At 60.7% G+C, this 15,673-nt stretch carries 13 protein-coding genes, 1 pseudogene and 1 other annotated feature; of the genes and pseudogenes, 8 read left to right on the top strand and 6 right to left on the bottom strand.

The features are described from left to right. Window positions 1-14: 14 nt before the first annotated feature. Window positions 15-1,655, top strand: a complete 1,641-nt coding sequence (locus tag QAD21_RS00440; protein WP_014928958.1) for a long-chain fatty acid--CoA ligase — start codon at window positions 15-17, stop codon at window positions 1,653-1,655. A gap of 119 nt (window positions 1,656-1,774) precedes the next feature. Here QAD21_RS00440 and QAD21_RS00445 read toward each other — a convergent pair. From QAD21_RS00445 to QAD21_RS00470, 6 genes and pseudogenes are all read right to left on the bottom strand, one after another. Beyond that, a pseudogene (locus QAD21_RS00445) lies at window positions 1,775-2,164 on the bottom strand (IS3 family transposase); the annotation flags it as partial. After that, a complete protein-coding gene (locus QAD21_RS00450) occupies window positions 2,070-3,269 on the bottom strand; it encodes an IS30 family transposase (RefSeq protein ID WP_101819295.1) in 1,200 nt (399 codons plus the stop codon). The gene QAD21_RS00450 and the pseudogene QAD21_RS00445, both read right to left, overlap by 95 nt. 169 nt (window positions 3,270-3,438) lie before the next feature. Beyond that, window positions 3,439-4,179 (bottom strand): IS3 family transposase, encoded by a 741-nt coding sequence (locus QAD21_RS00455; RefSeq protein WP_014928955.1) that lies wholly within the window; start codon window positions 4,177-4,179, stop codon window positions 3,439-3,441. Next, window positions 4,093-4,221: a sequence feature (AL1L pseudoknot), on the bottom strand. Its footprint overlaps the gene before it by 87 nt. Further along, window positions 4,182-4,499, bottom strand: a complete 318-nt coding sequence (locus QAD21_RS00460) for a transposase (RefSeq protein WP_004022138.1) — start codon at window positions 4,497-4,499, stop codon at window positions 4,182-4,184. (Overlaps the previous feature by 40 nt.) A gap of 239 nt (window positions 4,500-4,738) precedes the next feature. Continuing rightward, window positions 4,739-7,771, bottom strand: coding sequence for an RND family transporter (locus tag QAD21_RS00465; protein ID WP_014928953.1), 3,033 nt, complete (start codon window positions 7,769-7,771; stop codon window positions 4,739-4,741). 82 nt (window positions 7,772-7,853) lie between these two features. Further along, window positions 7,854-8,192 carry a DUF4873 domain-containing protein gene (locus QAD21_RS00470; RefSeq protein ID WP_004021766.1) on the bottom strand — a complete coding sequence of 113 codons (339 nt, stop codon included), beginning with the start codon at window positions 8,190-8,192 and terminating at the stop codon, window positions 7,854-7,856. A gap of 133 nt (window positions 8,193-8,325) precedes the next feature. Here QAD21_RS00470 and QAD21_RS00475 point away from each other — a divergent pair, with 133 nt between their 5' ends. The 7 genes from QAD21_RS00475 to QAD21_RS00505 all read left to right on the top strand — a co-directional run bounded on the left by QAD21_RS00475 (window position 8,326) and on the right by QAD21_RS00505 (window position 15,623). Further along, entirely contained in the window at window positions 8,326-9,294 is a 969-nt protein-coding gene (locus tag QAD21_RS00475) for a diiron oxygenase (RefSeq protein WP_004021765.1), read from the top strand. A gap of 161 nt (window positions 9,295-9,455) precedes the next feature. Then, complete coding sequence (locus tag QAD21_RS00480; RefSeq protein ID WP_004021764.1) at window positions 9,456-10,976, top strand: NAD(P)/FAD-dependent oxidoreductase; 1,521 nt, start codon at window positions 9,456-9,458, stop codon at window positions 10,974-10,976. 47 nt (window positions 10,977-11,023) lie between these two features. Then, on the top strand, window positions 11,024-11,893 hold the full coding sequence (locus QAD21_RS00485; RefSeq protein ID WP_004021763.1) for an SDR family NAD(P)-dependent oxidoreductase: 870 nt from the start codon (window positions 11,024-11,026) through the stop codon (window positions 11,891-11,893). Then, window positions 11,890-12,963 (top strand): ferredoxin--NADP reductase, encoded by a 1,074-nt coding sequence (locus QAD21_RS00490; RefSeq protein WP_280360364.1) that lies wholly within the window; start codon window positions 11,890-11,892, stop codon window positions 12,961-12,963. Before QAD21_RS00485 ends, QAD21_RS00490 begins: the two co-directional genes overlap by 4 nt. After that, entirely contained in the window at window positions 12,953-13,858 is a 906-nt protein-coding gene (locus QAD21_RS00495) for an alpha/beta hydrolase (RefSeq protein ID WP_004021761.1), read from the top strand. The genes QAD21_RS00490 and QAD21_RS00495 overlap by 11 nt, the downstream gene beginning before the upstream one ends. Window positions 13,859-13,943: 85 nt before the next feature. Beyond that, window positions 13,944-14,696, top strand: coding sequence for a TetR/AcrR family transcriptional regulator (locus QAD21_RS00500; protein WP_004021760.1), 753 nt, complete (start codon window positions 13,944-13,946; stop codon window positions 14,694-14,696). Between the two features lie 300 nt (window positions 14,697-14,996). Beyond that, window positions 14,997-15,623 carry a TetR/AcrR family transcriptional regulator gene (locus tag QAD21_RS00505; RefSeq protein WP_280360365.1) on the top strand — a complete coding sequence of 209 codons (627 nt, stop codon included), beginning with the start codon at window positions 14,997-14,999 and terminating at the stop codon, window positions 15,621-15,623. Window positions 15,624-15,673: the final 50 nt, after the last annotated feature.

A 15,673-nucleotide genomic window follows, 5' to 3' on the forward strand; every position in this document is an offset into this window, starting at 1 on the left:
GAAAGGAGAATTTGATGAAAAGCACCATGCAGGAGGTGCCGATGACAGTGTCATCGATACTGCGTCACGTCGCAACCAATCATACTGATAGGCAGGTGATTACTTATTCCGCGAGCGACTCTGCCCGGTACGCAACCTACGGCGATCTCGAAGAGCGATGCGCACGTCTGGCGAATGCTCTGCGCCGGGTCGGCGTGGTCGGCGACGACCGCGTGGCAACCATGCTGTGGAACAACCAGGAGCACCTCGAAGCGTACGCTGCGGTACCCGCGATGGGCGCGGTGCTGCATACGCTGAACATCCGGTTGTCACCGGCTCAGCTGCAGTTCATCGCGAACCACGCCGAAGACAAGGTCATCATTGTGGACGGGTCGCTGGTGCCGTTGTTGGCGGCGGTCTTACCGGGCTTGGCGACGGTTCGGGTTGTGTTCGTTACCGGCGACGGCGACACCTCCCCGCTCGACGGCCACGGCGTGACCGTGATGCGATACCATGACGCGCTCGCAGCAGAATCACCAATGTTCTCTTGGGTCGATCCCGACGAGCGGTCGGCTGCGGGTATGTGTTACACGAGCGGCACTACAGGCGATCCCAAGGGGGTCGTCTACAGTCATCGCTCGGTGTTTCTGCACTCCATTGCAGCGTGTACTGGTAACGCTCTGGCGATCGCAGAAGCCGATCGTGTACTTCCCGTCGTGCCGATGTTTCATGCCAGCGCCTGGGGTCTGCCCTACGCGTCGCTGATGGCCGGCGCGGACTTGCTCATGCCTGATCGATACCTTCAAGCGGCGCCGCTCGCCGACTTGATCCAACAGCATCGCCCCACGAAGGCAGGAGCAGTACCGACAATCTGGAACGATCTTCTTCAGTACGGTATCGCGAATCCGGGTGTCGACTTGTCATCAATCGACCTTGTCGCCTGTGGTGGAGCTCCTGTCCCGCAGTCGTTGATCGAAGGGTTTGCGGACCGCTTCGGCGTACAGATTATCCAGGCGTGGGGCATGACTGAGACGTCCCCGCTTGCAGCGGTAAGTCGGCCTCCCGCCGGGATCAGCCCCACAAAGGAAATGTCGTACCGCAAGCGACAGGGACGGGCAATTTGCGGGGTGGAGATGCGCCTCATCGACGAGGGCGGCCTGCCGGTTCCCCGTGACGACAAGTCCGTCGGCGAACTCGAAGTGCGGGGTCCGTGGGTCACAGGCAGCTACTACCGGCTCGAGGACGCCGAGAGGTTTCGGGATGGCTGGTTGCGGACCGGAGACGTGGGACACATCAGCCCGGACGGGTACCTGACGCTGACCGACAGGTCCAAGGACGTCATCAAGTCAGGGGGCGAATGGATCTCGTCAGTGGAGCTCGAGAACTGGATCATGTCGCACCCAGATGTCGCCGAGGCCGCGGTTGTCGCGATGCCCGACCCCCGGTGGCAGGAAACAGCTCTCGCCGTGGTGGTTCCGGTACCGGGTCGCAAGGTGTCGGCTGACACGCTTCACGAGTGGTGCCTAAGAAATTGCCCGGAGGAGATCCCACACTGGTGGATCCCGAAGAACTGGACGTTCGTGGAGCAGGTACCGCGTACGAGCGTGGGCAAGTTCGATAAGAAGGTGTTACGCGCGAAGCATGAGCAGGGCGAGCTGCCGGTTGTATCGAATTAGCGCCGCTATAGGGCGCAAGTGTGCCCACCGAACGTCGTCAGCGTTCGGTGGGCACACTTCTATAGAAGCAATGCATTTGCCGATGGGGACTGCTGCACGGATAGGTGACAGTTTGGGTGTCATGCCGCGGCAGCGGCGGTGTTGATCATTGCTTCGAACTCGACAGGCGTCAACCGACCGAGGCGGGCTTGCCGGCGCCGGCGGCGGTAGGTCCGTTCGATCCAGGTGACGATCGCGATCCGAAGCTGCTCGCGGGTGTCCCAGCGTTGGCGGTCGAGCACGTTGCGTTGCAGGAGTGCGAAGAAACTCTCCATCGCTGCGTTGTCCCCGCACGCTCCGACTTTGCCCATCGACCCCGTGAGTCCATGAGTGTTCAAGGCGTGTACGAATTTTCGCGATCGGAATTGGGCGCGTTCAATCGGTCGATGCAACACTGGGTTGTTGTAGCGAGTGTAGTTGTTCGCCAAAGACTTCGGCGGGAGTTTTCCATCCAAGGACTTTTCTAGGACGGTTGTTGAGGGTGTAGGCGATGGCCTCGAGGTCCTCAGCTGACCACCGCGACAGATCAGTTCCCTTAGGAAAATATTGGCGCAGAACACCATTGGTGTTCTCGTTGGATGGTCGCTGCCACGGTGAGTGCGGATCGGCGAAGAACACCTGCGTTCCGGTGTCCATCGCGAACTGGGCGTGAGCGGACAGTTCCTTGCCGCGATCCCACGTCAACGTTTTGCGCAACTGCTGCGGCAGCGCGGCGATCGACGCTGTCAGTCCTGCATTCATCGCGATGGCACCGTAGCCACCGAGTGCGGGCCCGTTCTTCACAGGCGGCTGCTCACCCCAGCCCTGCTGGCGTGGCAGATGCACCAGAAGTGTTGCACGACTACGACGTTCAACGATCGTGCCGATCGCCGATCTCCCAGTTCCGATAATCAGATCACCCTCCCAGTGCCCGGGGACGGCACGGTCCTCGGCCTCGGCAGGGCGCTGACTGAACACGACATCGGAGGTGACGTGACCCTGCGGCTTGTTGCGCGAGCGGGCCCGCGGCTCCCTCAGTGCACGTCCGGTGCGCAGGCACGCGACCAGCTCACGTTTGAGCGCGCCGCGGCCCTCGATGAACAGGGACTGGTAGATCGCCTCGTGACTGATACGCATGGATTCATCATCGGGGAAGTCGACCTTCAAACGCTGGGAGATCTGCTCTGGACTCCACGCCAGCGACCACCGCCGGTTGGCCCGGTGCGGTTTGTTAAGCCCCTTCCATGGCGGTGGCGTGGGGCCCGCAGCGATCGTGCCATCGGGACGGCGGACAACGCCGGCCAGGCGGTCCTGTACGTACTCCCGCAACTCGACGTGGGCCACGAGCTTCGCTGTTTTCGGGCGCTTGGCGGCCTGCTGGGCTTTCCACTGCGCCACCAACGCCCGATACTCGAGCTTCCCGCTCCTGGTTGCGGCGTTGCGCCGTAGCTCACGCGAGATCGTGGCCGGACTCCGCCCGATCCACCGTGCGATCTCACGCACCCCACGATCCTGGGCGCGTAGCAGCGCGATCTCTTCCCGTTCGGCGAAGGATAGATAGCGGCCCGAAGGCTCATCCAGACTCAGCGGCCTCATGCCGCCAGCGTGGCGGAACCAGCGTGTACCCACCGGCACCGACACACCGACAGCGATCGATGCCTGTGCCGTGCTCACCCCCGTCGCGACCACCCGCCAAAACTCACGTTGCACCTGCCGCGACGGCTCCGGCCGCCCCGGCGATCGCATCGCCGGCCGAAGTGCACGATCAGCACGCCACTGCCGACGAACACCTACCGCCACATCGCTGGTCCTCCGACTCCAGTCCGCCGTAGCCACCGCAAACACCTCCATGATCATGGTGTTGCGACGACCAGTTGAATCCGCCTTGCACTCCGCGGTCGGAGTGGTGGATCAGCCCGGCCACGTCGTGGCCGGCACGCGACCGTGCCCACAATCCCATGTTCAGGGCGTCGAGGGCGAGGTCGGTGTGCATGGTGGTCGAGACCTGCCAGCCGACGACCATCCGCGAGAACACGTCCAGGACGAACGCCGCGTACACCCAGCCCGAGTGGGTGCGGATGTAGGTCAGGTCCGCCACCCACAACGCGTTCGGTGCCGCCGCGGTGAACTGACGGTTGACCCGGTCAGCCGGCCGGGGTGTTTCAGCTCCCTCGCTGCGCGTGGTCTTGCGTGTCTTGAGTCTCGCTATCCCTTGCAGCCCATCGGCTTTCATCAATCGCTCGACGGTGCAGCGGGCAGCACTATGGCCCTGTCTGCGCAATTGGGCATGCACCTTGCGGGCACCGTAGACGCCGAGGTTGTCGGCATGCACCGCGCGGACCTGGGTAAGGAGCTCCCGGTCACGCACCACACGAGGCGCCTCGGTCTTCTGGGGGCTCAGGTGGGCTCGTACCGTGGACGGAGCGATCTGGGCGGACGTATCGCGCAATGCCGCACAGATCGGATCGACTCCGTGTTCATCGCGGTGAGCCGCGACGAACTCCACGATCAGCGCTGTGGGCGGTCGATCTCCGCCGCAAAGAAAGCCGAAGCCTGCTTCAAGATCGTGTTCGCTCGCCGCAGTTCACGGTTCTCCCGCTCCAACGCCGCGATGCGGTCAGCGTCCTCACTCGTGGTGCCCGGGCGGACCCCGCCGTCGATCTCGGCCTGACGAACCCAATTGCGCAACGCCTCGGGATGGACTCCGAGCTGATCGGCGATCCGCTTGATCGCACCTCTCGACGAATCGGGATCTCGTCGCGCTTCACATGCCATCCGGGTGGCCCGGTCCTTGAGTTCCTCACTGTACTTGCGTGGTGCTGCCATGCTCTCCATCCTTCACAGGTTCGAGAGCCTCCGACAGACCCGGGGCGGTTCAACCACCAGCCAGCCGCGTACCAAGGTCAGTGCAGCTAGCGTTTGAATTAGGACGCAACTCATCTATCACGGGCGACGGTGCTGCGTCATGCTTATGCCCCTCCTACCTGTTGACGGAATGGTCGGGATATTCAGCGACCGACGCTTGTCAGATCCCCATGGGTCCGTCCGCGTGACTTTTGCGATGGTCAAGGGGCGAGCCGGAAACGGTCGATGTCACCCGGCCACCAGCTCGCAGTGCCCAGCAGCACCGCTAGCGCCGGGACTACTAAGGTCCGCACCAGGAACGTGTCGAGCAGCAAACCGACACCGATGATGAACCCGATTTGCACCATCACATCGATGGACCCGACCATCAGCCCAAACATGCTGGCCGCGAATATCAACCCAGCCGAGGTGATGACCGACCCGGTGTAAGCGACGGTACGCATTACGCCGACCCGCACGCTCCACCTCGTTTCCTCTCTCAGCCGTGACACCAGCAGCATGTTGTAGTCGGCGCCCACCGCCACCAAGACAATGAACGACACCAGTGGCACGGGCCAGGCGATCCCGGCACCGAGGATGTGTTGAAGTACGAGCACACCAATACCGAGAGCCGCCATGTAGTTCAAGACGACGGTTGCAAGGAGATAGACAGGTGCAACGACGGCCCGCAACAGCAGCATCAGGATCAGACCCACGATGAGAAGGGTGGCTATGCCGAGCAGTTTGAAATCGTACGACAACAGTCGCTGGACGTCGGCATTGATCGCAGGAAAGCCCGCAACAGAAGCACGTCCGCCCTCCAGAGTGGTGTTCGGCATCGCGTTCTCGGCGACGCTGGACAGCTCGTTCGCCAGCGTCATTGCATCGGCAGAGTATGGGTCGTAGGCGGTCTGTACCGCATAGCGCACGGTTTTCCCGTCGGACGAGATGAACTGTCGAGCGACCTGACTGAACTGCTGGTCCTTGAACGCATCCGCGGGGAGATAGAAGCCGGTTGCCGAGTCAGAATCGCCGACCTCCCGTGCGGGAGCCCGAAGCTGTGCGGCGACCTGTGCCAGTCCACTGAGTAGCTGAAGGTTGCTGTCCACCAGAGCACCGACTCCGTTCGACAACTGACGCGCGCCGTCGGCAAGTGCGCCGACGCCGGATTCGAGTTGCGAGAGCCTGTTCCCGAGGTCCTGTCCGCCGATGGCTTGTAGTGCAGAATCCAGCGTTTGAAGAGAACGCTGCAGCTGTGCAATGTTGGTCGAGCCTGGCGCACTCACGCGGCCGAGCTGCGCGGCAAAGTCAGCCACCCTCCCAAGCGACTGATCATCCGCGAGTGCCCGGATGTCGGCCATTTGCGCGCGCAGTGCCGAGCACTGCGCGATCTGCTGGCACCACGGATTGTCTAACGCGGACAACGCCGGCGCGACCGCATCTGCCGCAGACTGGGCCCGACGTGCGAGTTGAGACAGCTCGGGCGCTTGCTTGGAAAACTGTCTAAGCCTTGGGGCAGCGTTCGCCAGTTGGTTCACAAGCGGCCGATACTCGTCGAGCTGCGGGCCAAATGACGACACCTCGTCGAGCAACCCCGACAGCGGAGCGAGGTTGGAGGATATCTGGTCTTCTAACAGTGCCAGGCCTCCGGCGAGCTGCTCTGACCCCGTCTTCAGGACGGCCAGATCACCCTTGCGGGCCTGTCCATCACCGGTCTCCTCGGTGATCTTGGTACCGATCTGATCATTCTGCCAAGATAATTGCGCCTGCTCTAGCTTCTCACCGGTCGGCCGCGTCACGCCAATGACCCTGGTCACGCCGGGAATCTGCGCGACGCGGGAGGCTAGCTGGTCGAGGTCGGCAAGGCCTTGAGCCGTGCGCATGTCGTTCTCGGACTCCACCACCAAGAATTCTGAGATGATGATGTCTTTCGGGAAGTGGCGGTTGAGAAGCGCGTATCCTTCGTTGCTCCCTGTGTCAGGTGGCTGCCCCTCGCGATCGTCGTAGGTGATCTGAATTGTTGCGGCGACCATGGCGAGGCCGATCAACACGACCACACTGATCGCGAGCAGAGGGACCGGCCGCCGGATAACCATGACTCCGACTCTTCTCCAGTAATCCCGCGTCAGGTCACGGCGGGGAAGGCCGGCGCCTTTCTTGGCAGCGAAAGAGAGTACGAGGGGCAGCAATGTCACCGTCGCCAAGAATGCGAAAGCTATGGCGATTGCGCAGGCCGGACCCAAAGTGTTAAACACACTGAGCTTGGCGAAGGCCATAGCCAGGAACGCTAGGGCCACAGTGCCCGCCGACGCTAGAACCACGCGGCCGATAGTTGCATTCGCGTGGGCGATAGCGACATCAGGAGAGTAACCCGCTCGAATACCTTCATGATAGCGGCTGATGAGGAACACCGAATAGTCAACTCCGGCACCAAAGATGATGACGGTCATGAACATTGACGTGAACTGGGATACCGGCATGCCCAGCTCGCCCAGTCCAGATAGAACTCCGCGACCCACAGCCAAGCTCATGCCCACGACAAGCAGCGGCATCAGCGCGGTGAAGACCGAACGATAGACGATCAGGAGGATCACGGCGATCAGCAGCACGGTGGCAACAGTGATCAGGACCAGATCCGACTCGCCCACGGCGAGTTGGTCGCTAAAGGTCGCGGGCGGGCCTGTCACACGGACTGTCGTCCCACTGTCACGAAAGATACTCTCAGCGATCTCACGCACCGCTGCGACCGCCTCCGCGGTATCGGGTCCCCCGAGTGTGCCGGCCACTCCCACGGGCAGATACCAGGCTTGCTTGTCTTTGCTGAGAGCCTGACTTGCGGTGAGGGGATCGCTCAGCAGGTCCCGGACAGCGATGACGTGCCTGTCGTCCGCCCGCAGGGTGTCGACAAGCACGTGATATCGATCGCGGGTGTTGTCGGACAGGCCTGCACTGTTCTCCATCACAACGAATACTGTGGTCTTGGCGCCGCGCTCGTCGAAAGATGCACCCATACGGTCCAAGGTCTGAAAAGACGGGACTCCGGCCGGGATCGGATCCACAGATTGTTCCCGTATCACTGACTCCAGTTGAGGAAAGAGAAGGCCTAAGCCGATGGCGGCGCCGAGCCAGACCAGCGTCACAATTCCCTTGCGGCGGAGGGTAAACCATGCAACCCGCTCAAGGGTCGGACTGTACTCGCCGAGTTTCTCGCCCCCTCTCGACGGGCGGGTTCGAATGGGAGACGAACTCACCATGTGCAATATCCTCTCGACCTGAAGTGGGCGACCCAATCGTGCGGACCCGTTTCGCGAATGTCCGTGCGGCGGTGGATGGTTGTCACTTGTGGTGGTGCTCGACCATGTTCTCGACTTCCTCGAGAGTGGTGGGCAGGTGGTATGGCGGAGTGCTCTTGCCTGAGATGCGGTATCGGCCCCAGAAGTCGGGATCCCCGACGACACACTCCGCTCGGCCCTCGGGGGTCGTAAATACAGCGATCGCGCGGGCGCCTTTCAGGAGCCCGTCGAGCTCATCATTCTTCTGAATCCGGCCATACCAGGTGTACAGGCCGTTCAGCGGCTGGAAATAGCCTTTGATCTTCGCTTCGACATGGATCTCCGCCCCGCGGCACACCAGGGTTCCTTCGCCGGAGTAGTCGAGGTCATGGTCGTCAGACATGCAGTCCTACCTTCTTCGCACTGAGCGTTGACAAATATCGCAGTTCGTGGATACTAGCAGTACCAGATACTATGAGTAATGGGTACTGGGCGCCAGGCCCCGACTCCCAGCCTTGAACGACCGAGGAGAAGACATGACCGTGCAGGATGTCCAGATGAACCCCGACTTTTCGAAGGAGGGCATGGCTCGGGTGAACGGGCGTAAGCCCGTCGACATGGAACGATCTGCGGGTCGATTGCTGCGGTCTTCCGCGGAGAAGTTCTACGACGCGGAGATCGACATCGACTGGGAGTCGCCCTGGGAGGAAGGCAAGTGCTTTCTGCCAGAGCATCGAGTGTCGCTATACGGCACCAGGCTGTGGGACAAGATGACTGAGGAGCAGCGTCGCGAGTTGGGGCGCCATGAGATCGTGAGCATCCTCAGTTTCGGCATCTACGCAGAGAATCTGTTGAGTTCAGCGCTTCTGCGCATGTCGGCGAAGGGGGCTTTAACCGATCAGAAGTCTCTATACGCGTTGACAGAGATCGGCGATGAGTCCCGCCATTCCACTATGTTCGCGCGCCTCATCAACAAGACGGGCGTGCCCCCCTACAAGCTTCCTAAGGGCTTCTTGAGCTTCGCGAAGATCCTGCATTTCGTCCCTCTCGGGCCGTCGGTGTCTGGAGCTACGCTGTTGATCGAGGAAATCCTGGACCGCGCCCAGCGCGAGGCGATGAACGACCCCAGTATGCAGCCTCAGCTTCGCCAGCTCATGAAGATCCACGTCCTTGAGGAAGCCCGTCACATTACCTTTGCGCGACTGGAGATGATCGAAGGCATGCAGCGTCGTCGTAAGGCGACGCGCGCTTGGCACCGAGGGGTGCTTGCCGTCATCGCGAACCTGGCGTACCCGCTGCTCATTAATCCGAAAGTGTACCCCGCAGTGGGAATTAGTCGCTGGCGTGGCGTGTGGGCGCAGCAGACCAGCCCAAACTATCGGACCAACCTGCAATTTATGTCGGAGCCCATGATTCGGTTCTTCCATGAGGCGGGAATGTTGGAAGGCAAGTTCACAATGGCCATGTGGCGTGCGACGCGGAGCCTTCCCGACGATCTTCGCTGATCTCCGTTCACGCGGCCGAGCCGTCGTGATCGACATCAGTTAGACCTGTGCGGAGCATTCTCGATGGCTTCGCGATCACTTCCGCCTCAACAGATCACCTGCCGCCACTGTGCGCAGGTGATGTGTTGTGCGATCCAACCTACGAGGGAGAAAGCATAAACATGGCATCATCGACTACCCGGCGCGCCTCGCGCGCAACCGCCAAGACGGATTCAACCAACGACCCGATTTCGACCAAGATTCTGATTATTGGAAGCGGGTTCTCTGGTCTCGGGATGGCCGCGCAGCTTAGACGTCGCGGGTATAGCGATTTTCTGATTCTGGAGAAGGCAAGCTCCGTCGGTGGGACCTGGCGCGACAATACCTATCCGGGCTGTGCATGTGACGTTCCGTCGCTGATGTACTCGTACTCATTCGAGAGTCGAGGTAGCTGGTCGAAGGTGTGGTCGTCACAGCCAGAAATTGAGCGGTATCTACAGGATGTCGCGGATAAGCGTGGCGTGACACAAAAGATTCATTTCGGTCAGAAGTTGGTTTCTGGATACTGGAGCGAGTCGGAGTCGCGGTGGCACCTGCGTACTGAGTCCGGACGTGAGTACATTGCTCAGTTCGTGGTGTCAGGAGTCGGTGCGCTGCATATCCCCAATTTTCCCGAAATTTCGGGGATTGAGGACTTTAAAGGCGAAGCGTTTCACTCCGCACAGTGGGATCATTCGGTGGATCTGGAGGGCAAGCGTGTCGCCGTGATCGGCACTGGTGCCAGCGCTATCCAGTTTGTACCTTTCGTGCAGAAGGAGGCCATGTCCCTCAAGGTCTTCCAGCGAACCCCTGCCTGGGTCCTACCCCGCAAGAATTTCTCCGTTCCGCCGGCCCTGCGGACTCTTCTGAGTAAACTCCCGATTGCACGTCGTATCGCCAGGTGGTCGGTGTACTGGGGTGCGGAGAGCCTGGCCTTCGGCCTCAACGGTCACTCTAACCTCATGCGGCCAATTGAAAAGGTCGCTCGGTGGAACATTGAACGCTCCATCTCTGATCCGGCATTGCGCAAGAAACTGACCCCGTCGTATCGTATCGGCTGTAAGCGGATTCTGGGGTCAAACGACTATTACCCGGCGCTTGCGGCACCTAACACCACTGTCATCAGCGATCGGATTGAGAAGGTGACCGCTGATTCCATCATTTCTTCAGACGGTGTCGAGCATCTCGTGGACGTTATAATTTATGCGACCGGTTTTCACGTGACTGATGGTTTCGATCAGCTCGCCCTGAAAGGTGCCACTGGCGAGGATCTCCCGTCCCACTGGCATCAGACGGGGATTAACACGCACCTGGGCATCACGACCGAGGGTTTTCCCAACCTGTTTTTCCTCCTCGGACCCAACACGGGCCTCGGCCACAACTCAGTGGTGTTCATGATCGAGCAACAGATCAAATACATCATGAAGGCCATCGACACAGTAGAAAGCCGAGGCGCTGAGAAGGTTGACGTACGCCCGTCCGTGCAAGAACAGTTCAACACCGACATCCAGCGGAAGCTGGCCAAGGGAGTGTGGACCAACGGCGGCTGCACGAGTTGGTATCTCGACTCGCAGGGCGTCAACCGGACCGTGTGGCCGGGCTTCACATGGCAGTACTGGCGCGCCACGAAAGATTTCGAGCCCGCCGAGTACGACATCGCCTGAGCCCGAACGCACGGAGAGACACGATTCGAAGAGATGGTGGGACGACGGTGAGCAGTTCTAATCGGCATGACTATACCGGCAAGGTGGCAGTGATCACCGGTGCCGCGTCAGGGATCGGTCGGTCTCTGGCACTCCAGTTGGCGGAGCGAGGTGCCGCACTGGCACTGTCCGACATTGATGAGATGCACTTGAAGGAGACTGCAGAACTTTGCCGCACCACGCATGGGGCAACGGTAACCGCCGCCGTACTAGACGTTGCGGACCGCGCTGCTTTTCAGGACTATGCCGACGGAGTGCGGTCAGAGTCGGGCCACGTCGACATGGTGTTCAACAACGCCGGCGTGGCCTTGGGCGTCGACGTGGTCGACATGAGCTGGGAAGACTTCGACTGGCTCATGGGCATCAACTTTGGCGGAGTCGTTAACGGGTCGAAGGCGTTTCTGCCTCACCTGATCGCGTCCGGGGACGGACATCTCATTAACACGTCGAGCGTCTTCGGCTTGATCGGAATCCCCAGCCAAAGCGCCTATAATGCCGCGAAATTCGGCGTCAGAGGCTTCACCGAGGCGCTCCGACAGGAGATGAAAATCAGTCGATACCCGGTCACAGTGACATGTGTGCACCCGGGGGGTGTAAAAACCAACATCGTCAACAATGCCCGAGGCGTTTCCGCCATGGGGGCAGACACCGCGACTGTCGCCTCGCTGTTCGACAGGATCGCACGAAGCACCCCGGATAAAGCAGCGGCGACAATCCTCAAAGGTATGGACAAGAAGAGAGCGCGAGTGCTGATCGGTGCGGACGCCCGCGGTTTCGACTTCGTGGCACGGGTGATCGGTCCCCGCTACCAGGACATCGCGGCGCCACTGACACGAGCGGGTTACGCGGTCGCACGTAGACAGGGGATCCTCAAGTGACCGTCGAACCCGATTCACGTCCGGCTGCCGCGGCGGCCCGCTCACGCACCTTAACCGTCTCGGAAGTGATCCAGGAAACGAAAGACTCCGTTACCATTTCGTTCGAAATCCCCGACGCCATGGTCGAGGAATTCAAGCATACCCCAGGGCAATTCATCACCGTCAAGATCCCATCTGATCGGACCGGTCATGTCGCACGGTGCTACTCATTGAGCAGCTCGCCTCACGTCAACGACTTCCGTCTCGAGATCGGCATCAAGCGGACCGAGAACGGTTACGCATCGAACTGGCTGTGCGATAACGCGATTACGGGAATGGAATTGACCGTCCTCCCGCCGTCAGGGCATTTCACGGCGAAGAATCTCGACGTTGATTTTCTATTCTTCGCAGGAGGAAGTGGGATCACTCCGGTCTTTTCGCTGATTAAGTCGGCACTTGTGTGCGGCGGGGGCGAGGTCACACTATTCTACGCGAACCGCGATGCCGAGTCGATCATGTACGGGGGGCAACTGACGCAGATCGTCTCCGAGTTTCCTGAGCGTTTCACCGTCTTCCATTGGTTGGAGTCGGCTATGGGTATTCCGACGCCTCAGAATGTCGAGTCCGCCATACGTGAGCACCGCGGTGCACAGATCTTCACCTGTGGTCCGGCGCCGTTCATGGATCTGGTGCAGAAGTCGGCGGAGGCCTGCGGTGTCGAGCACTCCTCGGTACATCGAGAAGTCTTCCAGTCACTGACCGGGGATCCGTTCGATACAGCCACGATGCGTCAGCTTGGTGACGACGACGGTGTGGCGACCGCTACGGTCTATCTGAATGGGCAGTCCATCACGACTGAGTGGCCGCGCAACACGCCGTTGCTCGACGTGCTACTGGCCCAAGGCCACAATGCCCCGTACTCCTGCCGAGAAGGAGCCTGCAGCGCGTGTGTATGCAAGCTGGTCGAGGGTGATGTAGAAATGGCCCAGAACCACATCCTCGTTGAGGGTGATGTTGCCGACGGTGAACGGCTCGCATGCCAGGCACTTCCGCTGACGGATTCTGTCACGGTGAGCTTCGATGACCTCTGAGTTTGCGAGTGCGTCGCGAGGATCGCGTGACCTCGAGGTCCTTTCCTCCGACGGGACCAAGTTGTTCGCTCAGGAATTCGGTCCGGGCCGGGATGCTCCGCTCCTAGTCTTTAGTCACGGCTGGGCTTGTCAGGGACGTTTCTGGCGTCCGCAGGTCGAGCAGTTCGCGGCGACGCATCGGGTGGTGGTCTACGACCAACGCGGACACGGGTTGAGCGACCGGGGCCGGGTACCGTTCTCGGCGAAGCTCTTGGCCGATGATATGGAGGCCGTAGTCCGGGCAGTGGCGACTCCCGCCGACAAGGCTGTCGTGGTCGGACACAGCATGGGAGGCATGTCCATCATGAGTTGGGCGGCTGAGTACCCCGCCTCGGTTTCGGAGCTGGCCCGCGGAGTAGTACTGGCAAGCACCGGGCCATCACAGTTGGTGGATCGGTCTACATTGCTCAAGGTTCCCCGACAGCTACGACCGAGACTTGAGCGGGCCTTCGCGGCCAGTCTTGCAGTCGCCGGACCCGAGATGCAGGGGACGCGTTTGTCTCGCCGCCTGATTCGTTACGGAACCCTGGGCCCGGGCGCGACTGCCGAGGTAGTCGACGAGTGCGCCGACATCGTGTTGCGATGCCCACCACAGGTGCGCGGGATGTGGGGTTCAGTGTTGGCGACAATCGACGTCAGTAAGGGGGTTGACTCGCTGGAGGTGCCGGCGACGGTCATCGTAGGTGATGCCGACAGACTGACCCCAGCGACCCATTCAGTGGATCTCGCAGCGCGCCTGGGTCGGAAGGGCGTTCTATTTGAATTCACTCTTCTTGACAAAGTCGGTCACATGTCCAACCTAGAGGCCGTCGAAGACTTCAATTCAGCCGTGGCCAGATTAGACAAATCCGCCTGACGCGGGTCTCGTCGACCCAACCCATGTTCACTGGCTAGTGCGTCACTGGCGCGACAAGTCAGCCATCCTGATAACGTAGGAGGTCATGTCTGTAGTCCGTCGCATCTCCGCGGCCCCGGTGAAAGTGCAGCGACGTGTGCGCGACGCTCGAAGCACGCGCTGGGACGACCACCGCGCCGTCGTCAAAGCTGAACTCGTCGATGCAGCGATACGCGCGATCGAAAAGTTCGGCGATGCCGTGAGCATGGACGATTTTGCGGAAGAGGCTGGTGCGTCGAAGCCTAAGCTCTACCGCCATTTCGGTGACAGGGCTGGGCTCTACTCCGCCGTGGCAGCCCGTCTGGGTTCTATGATGTGGGAGTCAGCGCAGTCAACTCTGCTCTCCGGACAGGCAGACAGCACCGTCGACGAACTTTTCCGTTCAGCGGTGTCCGCATACGTATCCTTGGTTGATGAACATCCAGCGGTCGTCCGTTTCCTCATGACGAACCACATGTTCCAGTACTCTGAGTCCGGCGAGGGTGGGGCCGCAGATCAGCTGAGATCGGCAATGGAGATTATTTCCGACGAGTTCGCTCGTGGCCTCCGAGAGGTCGATGCCGAGGAGTCCCCCGTCGCCGTAGCAGTAGCCTCCATTCTGGGGGCTGGCCTATCAGCGACCCAGTGGTGGATCGATCACGGTCGGCAGAATGGAATGAGCAGGGACATGTTTGCCGCGCACCTGTGCCAGACCTCGTGGGGGATCATAGACGGCGCTGCAGCCACAGTAGGCGTTCGATTCCATAGGGACAGGCCCTTAGGCGACCCTGGATTCGCCACTCGCCTCGACGCCGTCTGATCCCCTTCGTACGGGTGGTCCGCCCTGTGTCACGCACGCGGCAGAACTGCTCACACAAACGGAGCGCATTTCACAATCCTGACTGCTGGCTGTCATGGGGGATCATCCTTGGTCGCCGCTCATCTTAGTAGCGGAGCGCTACAGACGGTACTGTTGACGACAGTGCCACAGTCGTGGCGGCACTCATAAGGCCCCCCTCGAGCCTTCCATCGGTACCGCCACTGGCAGTTTCGTTCTGTTACCGACGGTATTGGTGTGCAGTCAGAGGTTCTTGATTTGGTTTCGTAGGGAGTGGCCAGGGTGGAAACCATCGATTTCGACGATGTTGACCCGAGGCGGGTTCGGTCGCGTCAGCGTTTGTTGGATGCTGCGGTGACCTTGCTGAACAGTGGCGGGGTCGAAGCCGTTACCGTGGAGGCGGTCACTCGACTGTCTCGTGTTGCTCGCACCACCTTGTATCGTCACTTCGAGAGCTCCACAGATCTGGTGGCGGCTGCCTTCGAGCGATTGTTGCCTCAGGCCGAGACCCCCGAGACGACGACGTCGATCCGTGATGACCTGCTGAAGCTGATGCAGCGGCAGGCTGAGCTTATTGAGCAGGCACCGCTGCAGTTGACGACGCTGGCATGGTTGGCAATGCTTCCCGAGCAGCCCCGGCAATCCGGGCAATCCGACGGGGATCAGAACGCGCTCGCGCCACTGCGTCGTCGAGTCGTCGAGCAGTATCGAGAACCATTCGATCGAGTTTTGACGAGTGACGTGGCCACGGCGGAGCTCGGCGACCTCGATTTGACCATGGCAGTCACTCAACTGGCGGGCCCCCTTGTCTTTGCCAAGCTCACGGGCATTCGGTCGATGACCGTTGGCGATCTCGAACAGCTTGTCGACGATTTCCTCATGGCCCACCGGCGACACCAAACCTCCTGACCTCCTTCCCCATCTACGGTACTGCTAGTACCGTAACGATACCGTCGGTT

The sequence above is a fragment of the Gordonia sp. SMJS1 genome (assembly GCF_029866425.1).
In the GTDB taxonomy this organism is placed as follows: Bacteria; Actinomycetota; Actinomycetes; order Mycobacteriales; family Mycobacteriaceae; genus Gordonia; species Gordonia hongkongensis.

Excerpts from the sequence above, each read along its gene's own strand:
- QAD21_RS00480 (WP_004021764.1), top strand. The coding sequence starts at position 9,456 with ATGGCATCATCGACTACCCGGCGCGCCTCGCGCGCAACCGCCAAGACG.
- QAD21_RS00475 (WP_004021765.1), top strand. The coding sequence starts at position 8,326 with ATGACCGTGCAGGATGTCCAGATGAACCCCGACTTTTCGAAGGAGGGC.
- QAD21_RS00465 (WP_014928953.1), bottom strand. The coding sequence starts at position 7,771 with ATGGTGAGTTCGTCTCCCATTCGAACCCGCCCGTCGAGAGGGGGCGAG.
- QAD21_RS00470 (WP_004021766.1), bottom strand. The coding sequence starts at position 8,192 with ATGTCTGACGACCATGACCTCGACTACTCCGGCGAAGGAACCCTGGTG.
- QAD21_RS00500 (WP_004021760.1), top strand. The coding sequence starts at position 13,944 with ATGTCTGTAGTCCGTCGCATCTCCGCGGCCCCGGTGAAAGTGCAGCGA.
- QAD21_RS00460 (WP_004022138.1), bottom strand. The coding sequence starts at position 4,499 with ATGGCAGCACCACGCAAGTACAGTGAGGAACTCAAGGACCGGGCCACC.
- QAD21_RS00495 (WP_004021761.1), top strand. The coding sequence starts at position 12,953 with ATGACCTCTGAGTTTGCGAGTGCGTCGCGAGGATCGCGTGACCTCGAG.
- QAD21_RS00440 (WP_014928958.1), top strand. The coding sequence starts at position 15 with ATGAAAAGCACCATGCAGGAGGTGCCGATGACAGTGTCATCGATACTG.
- QAD21_RS00450 (WP_101819295.1), bottom strand. The coding sequence starts at position 3,269 with ATGAGGCCGCTGAGTCTGGATGAGCCTTCGGGCCGCTATCTATCCTTC.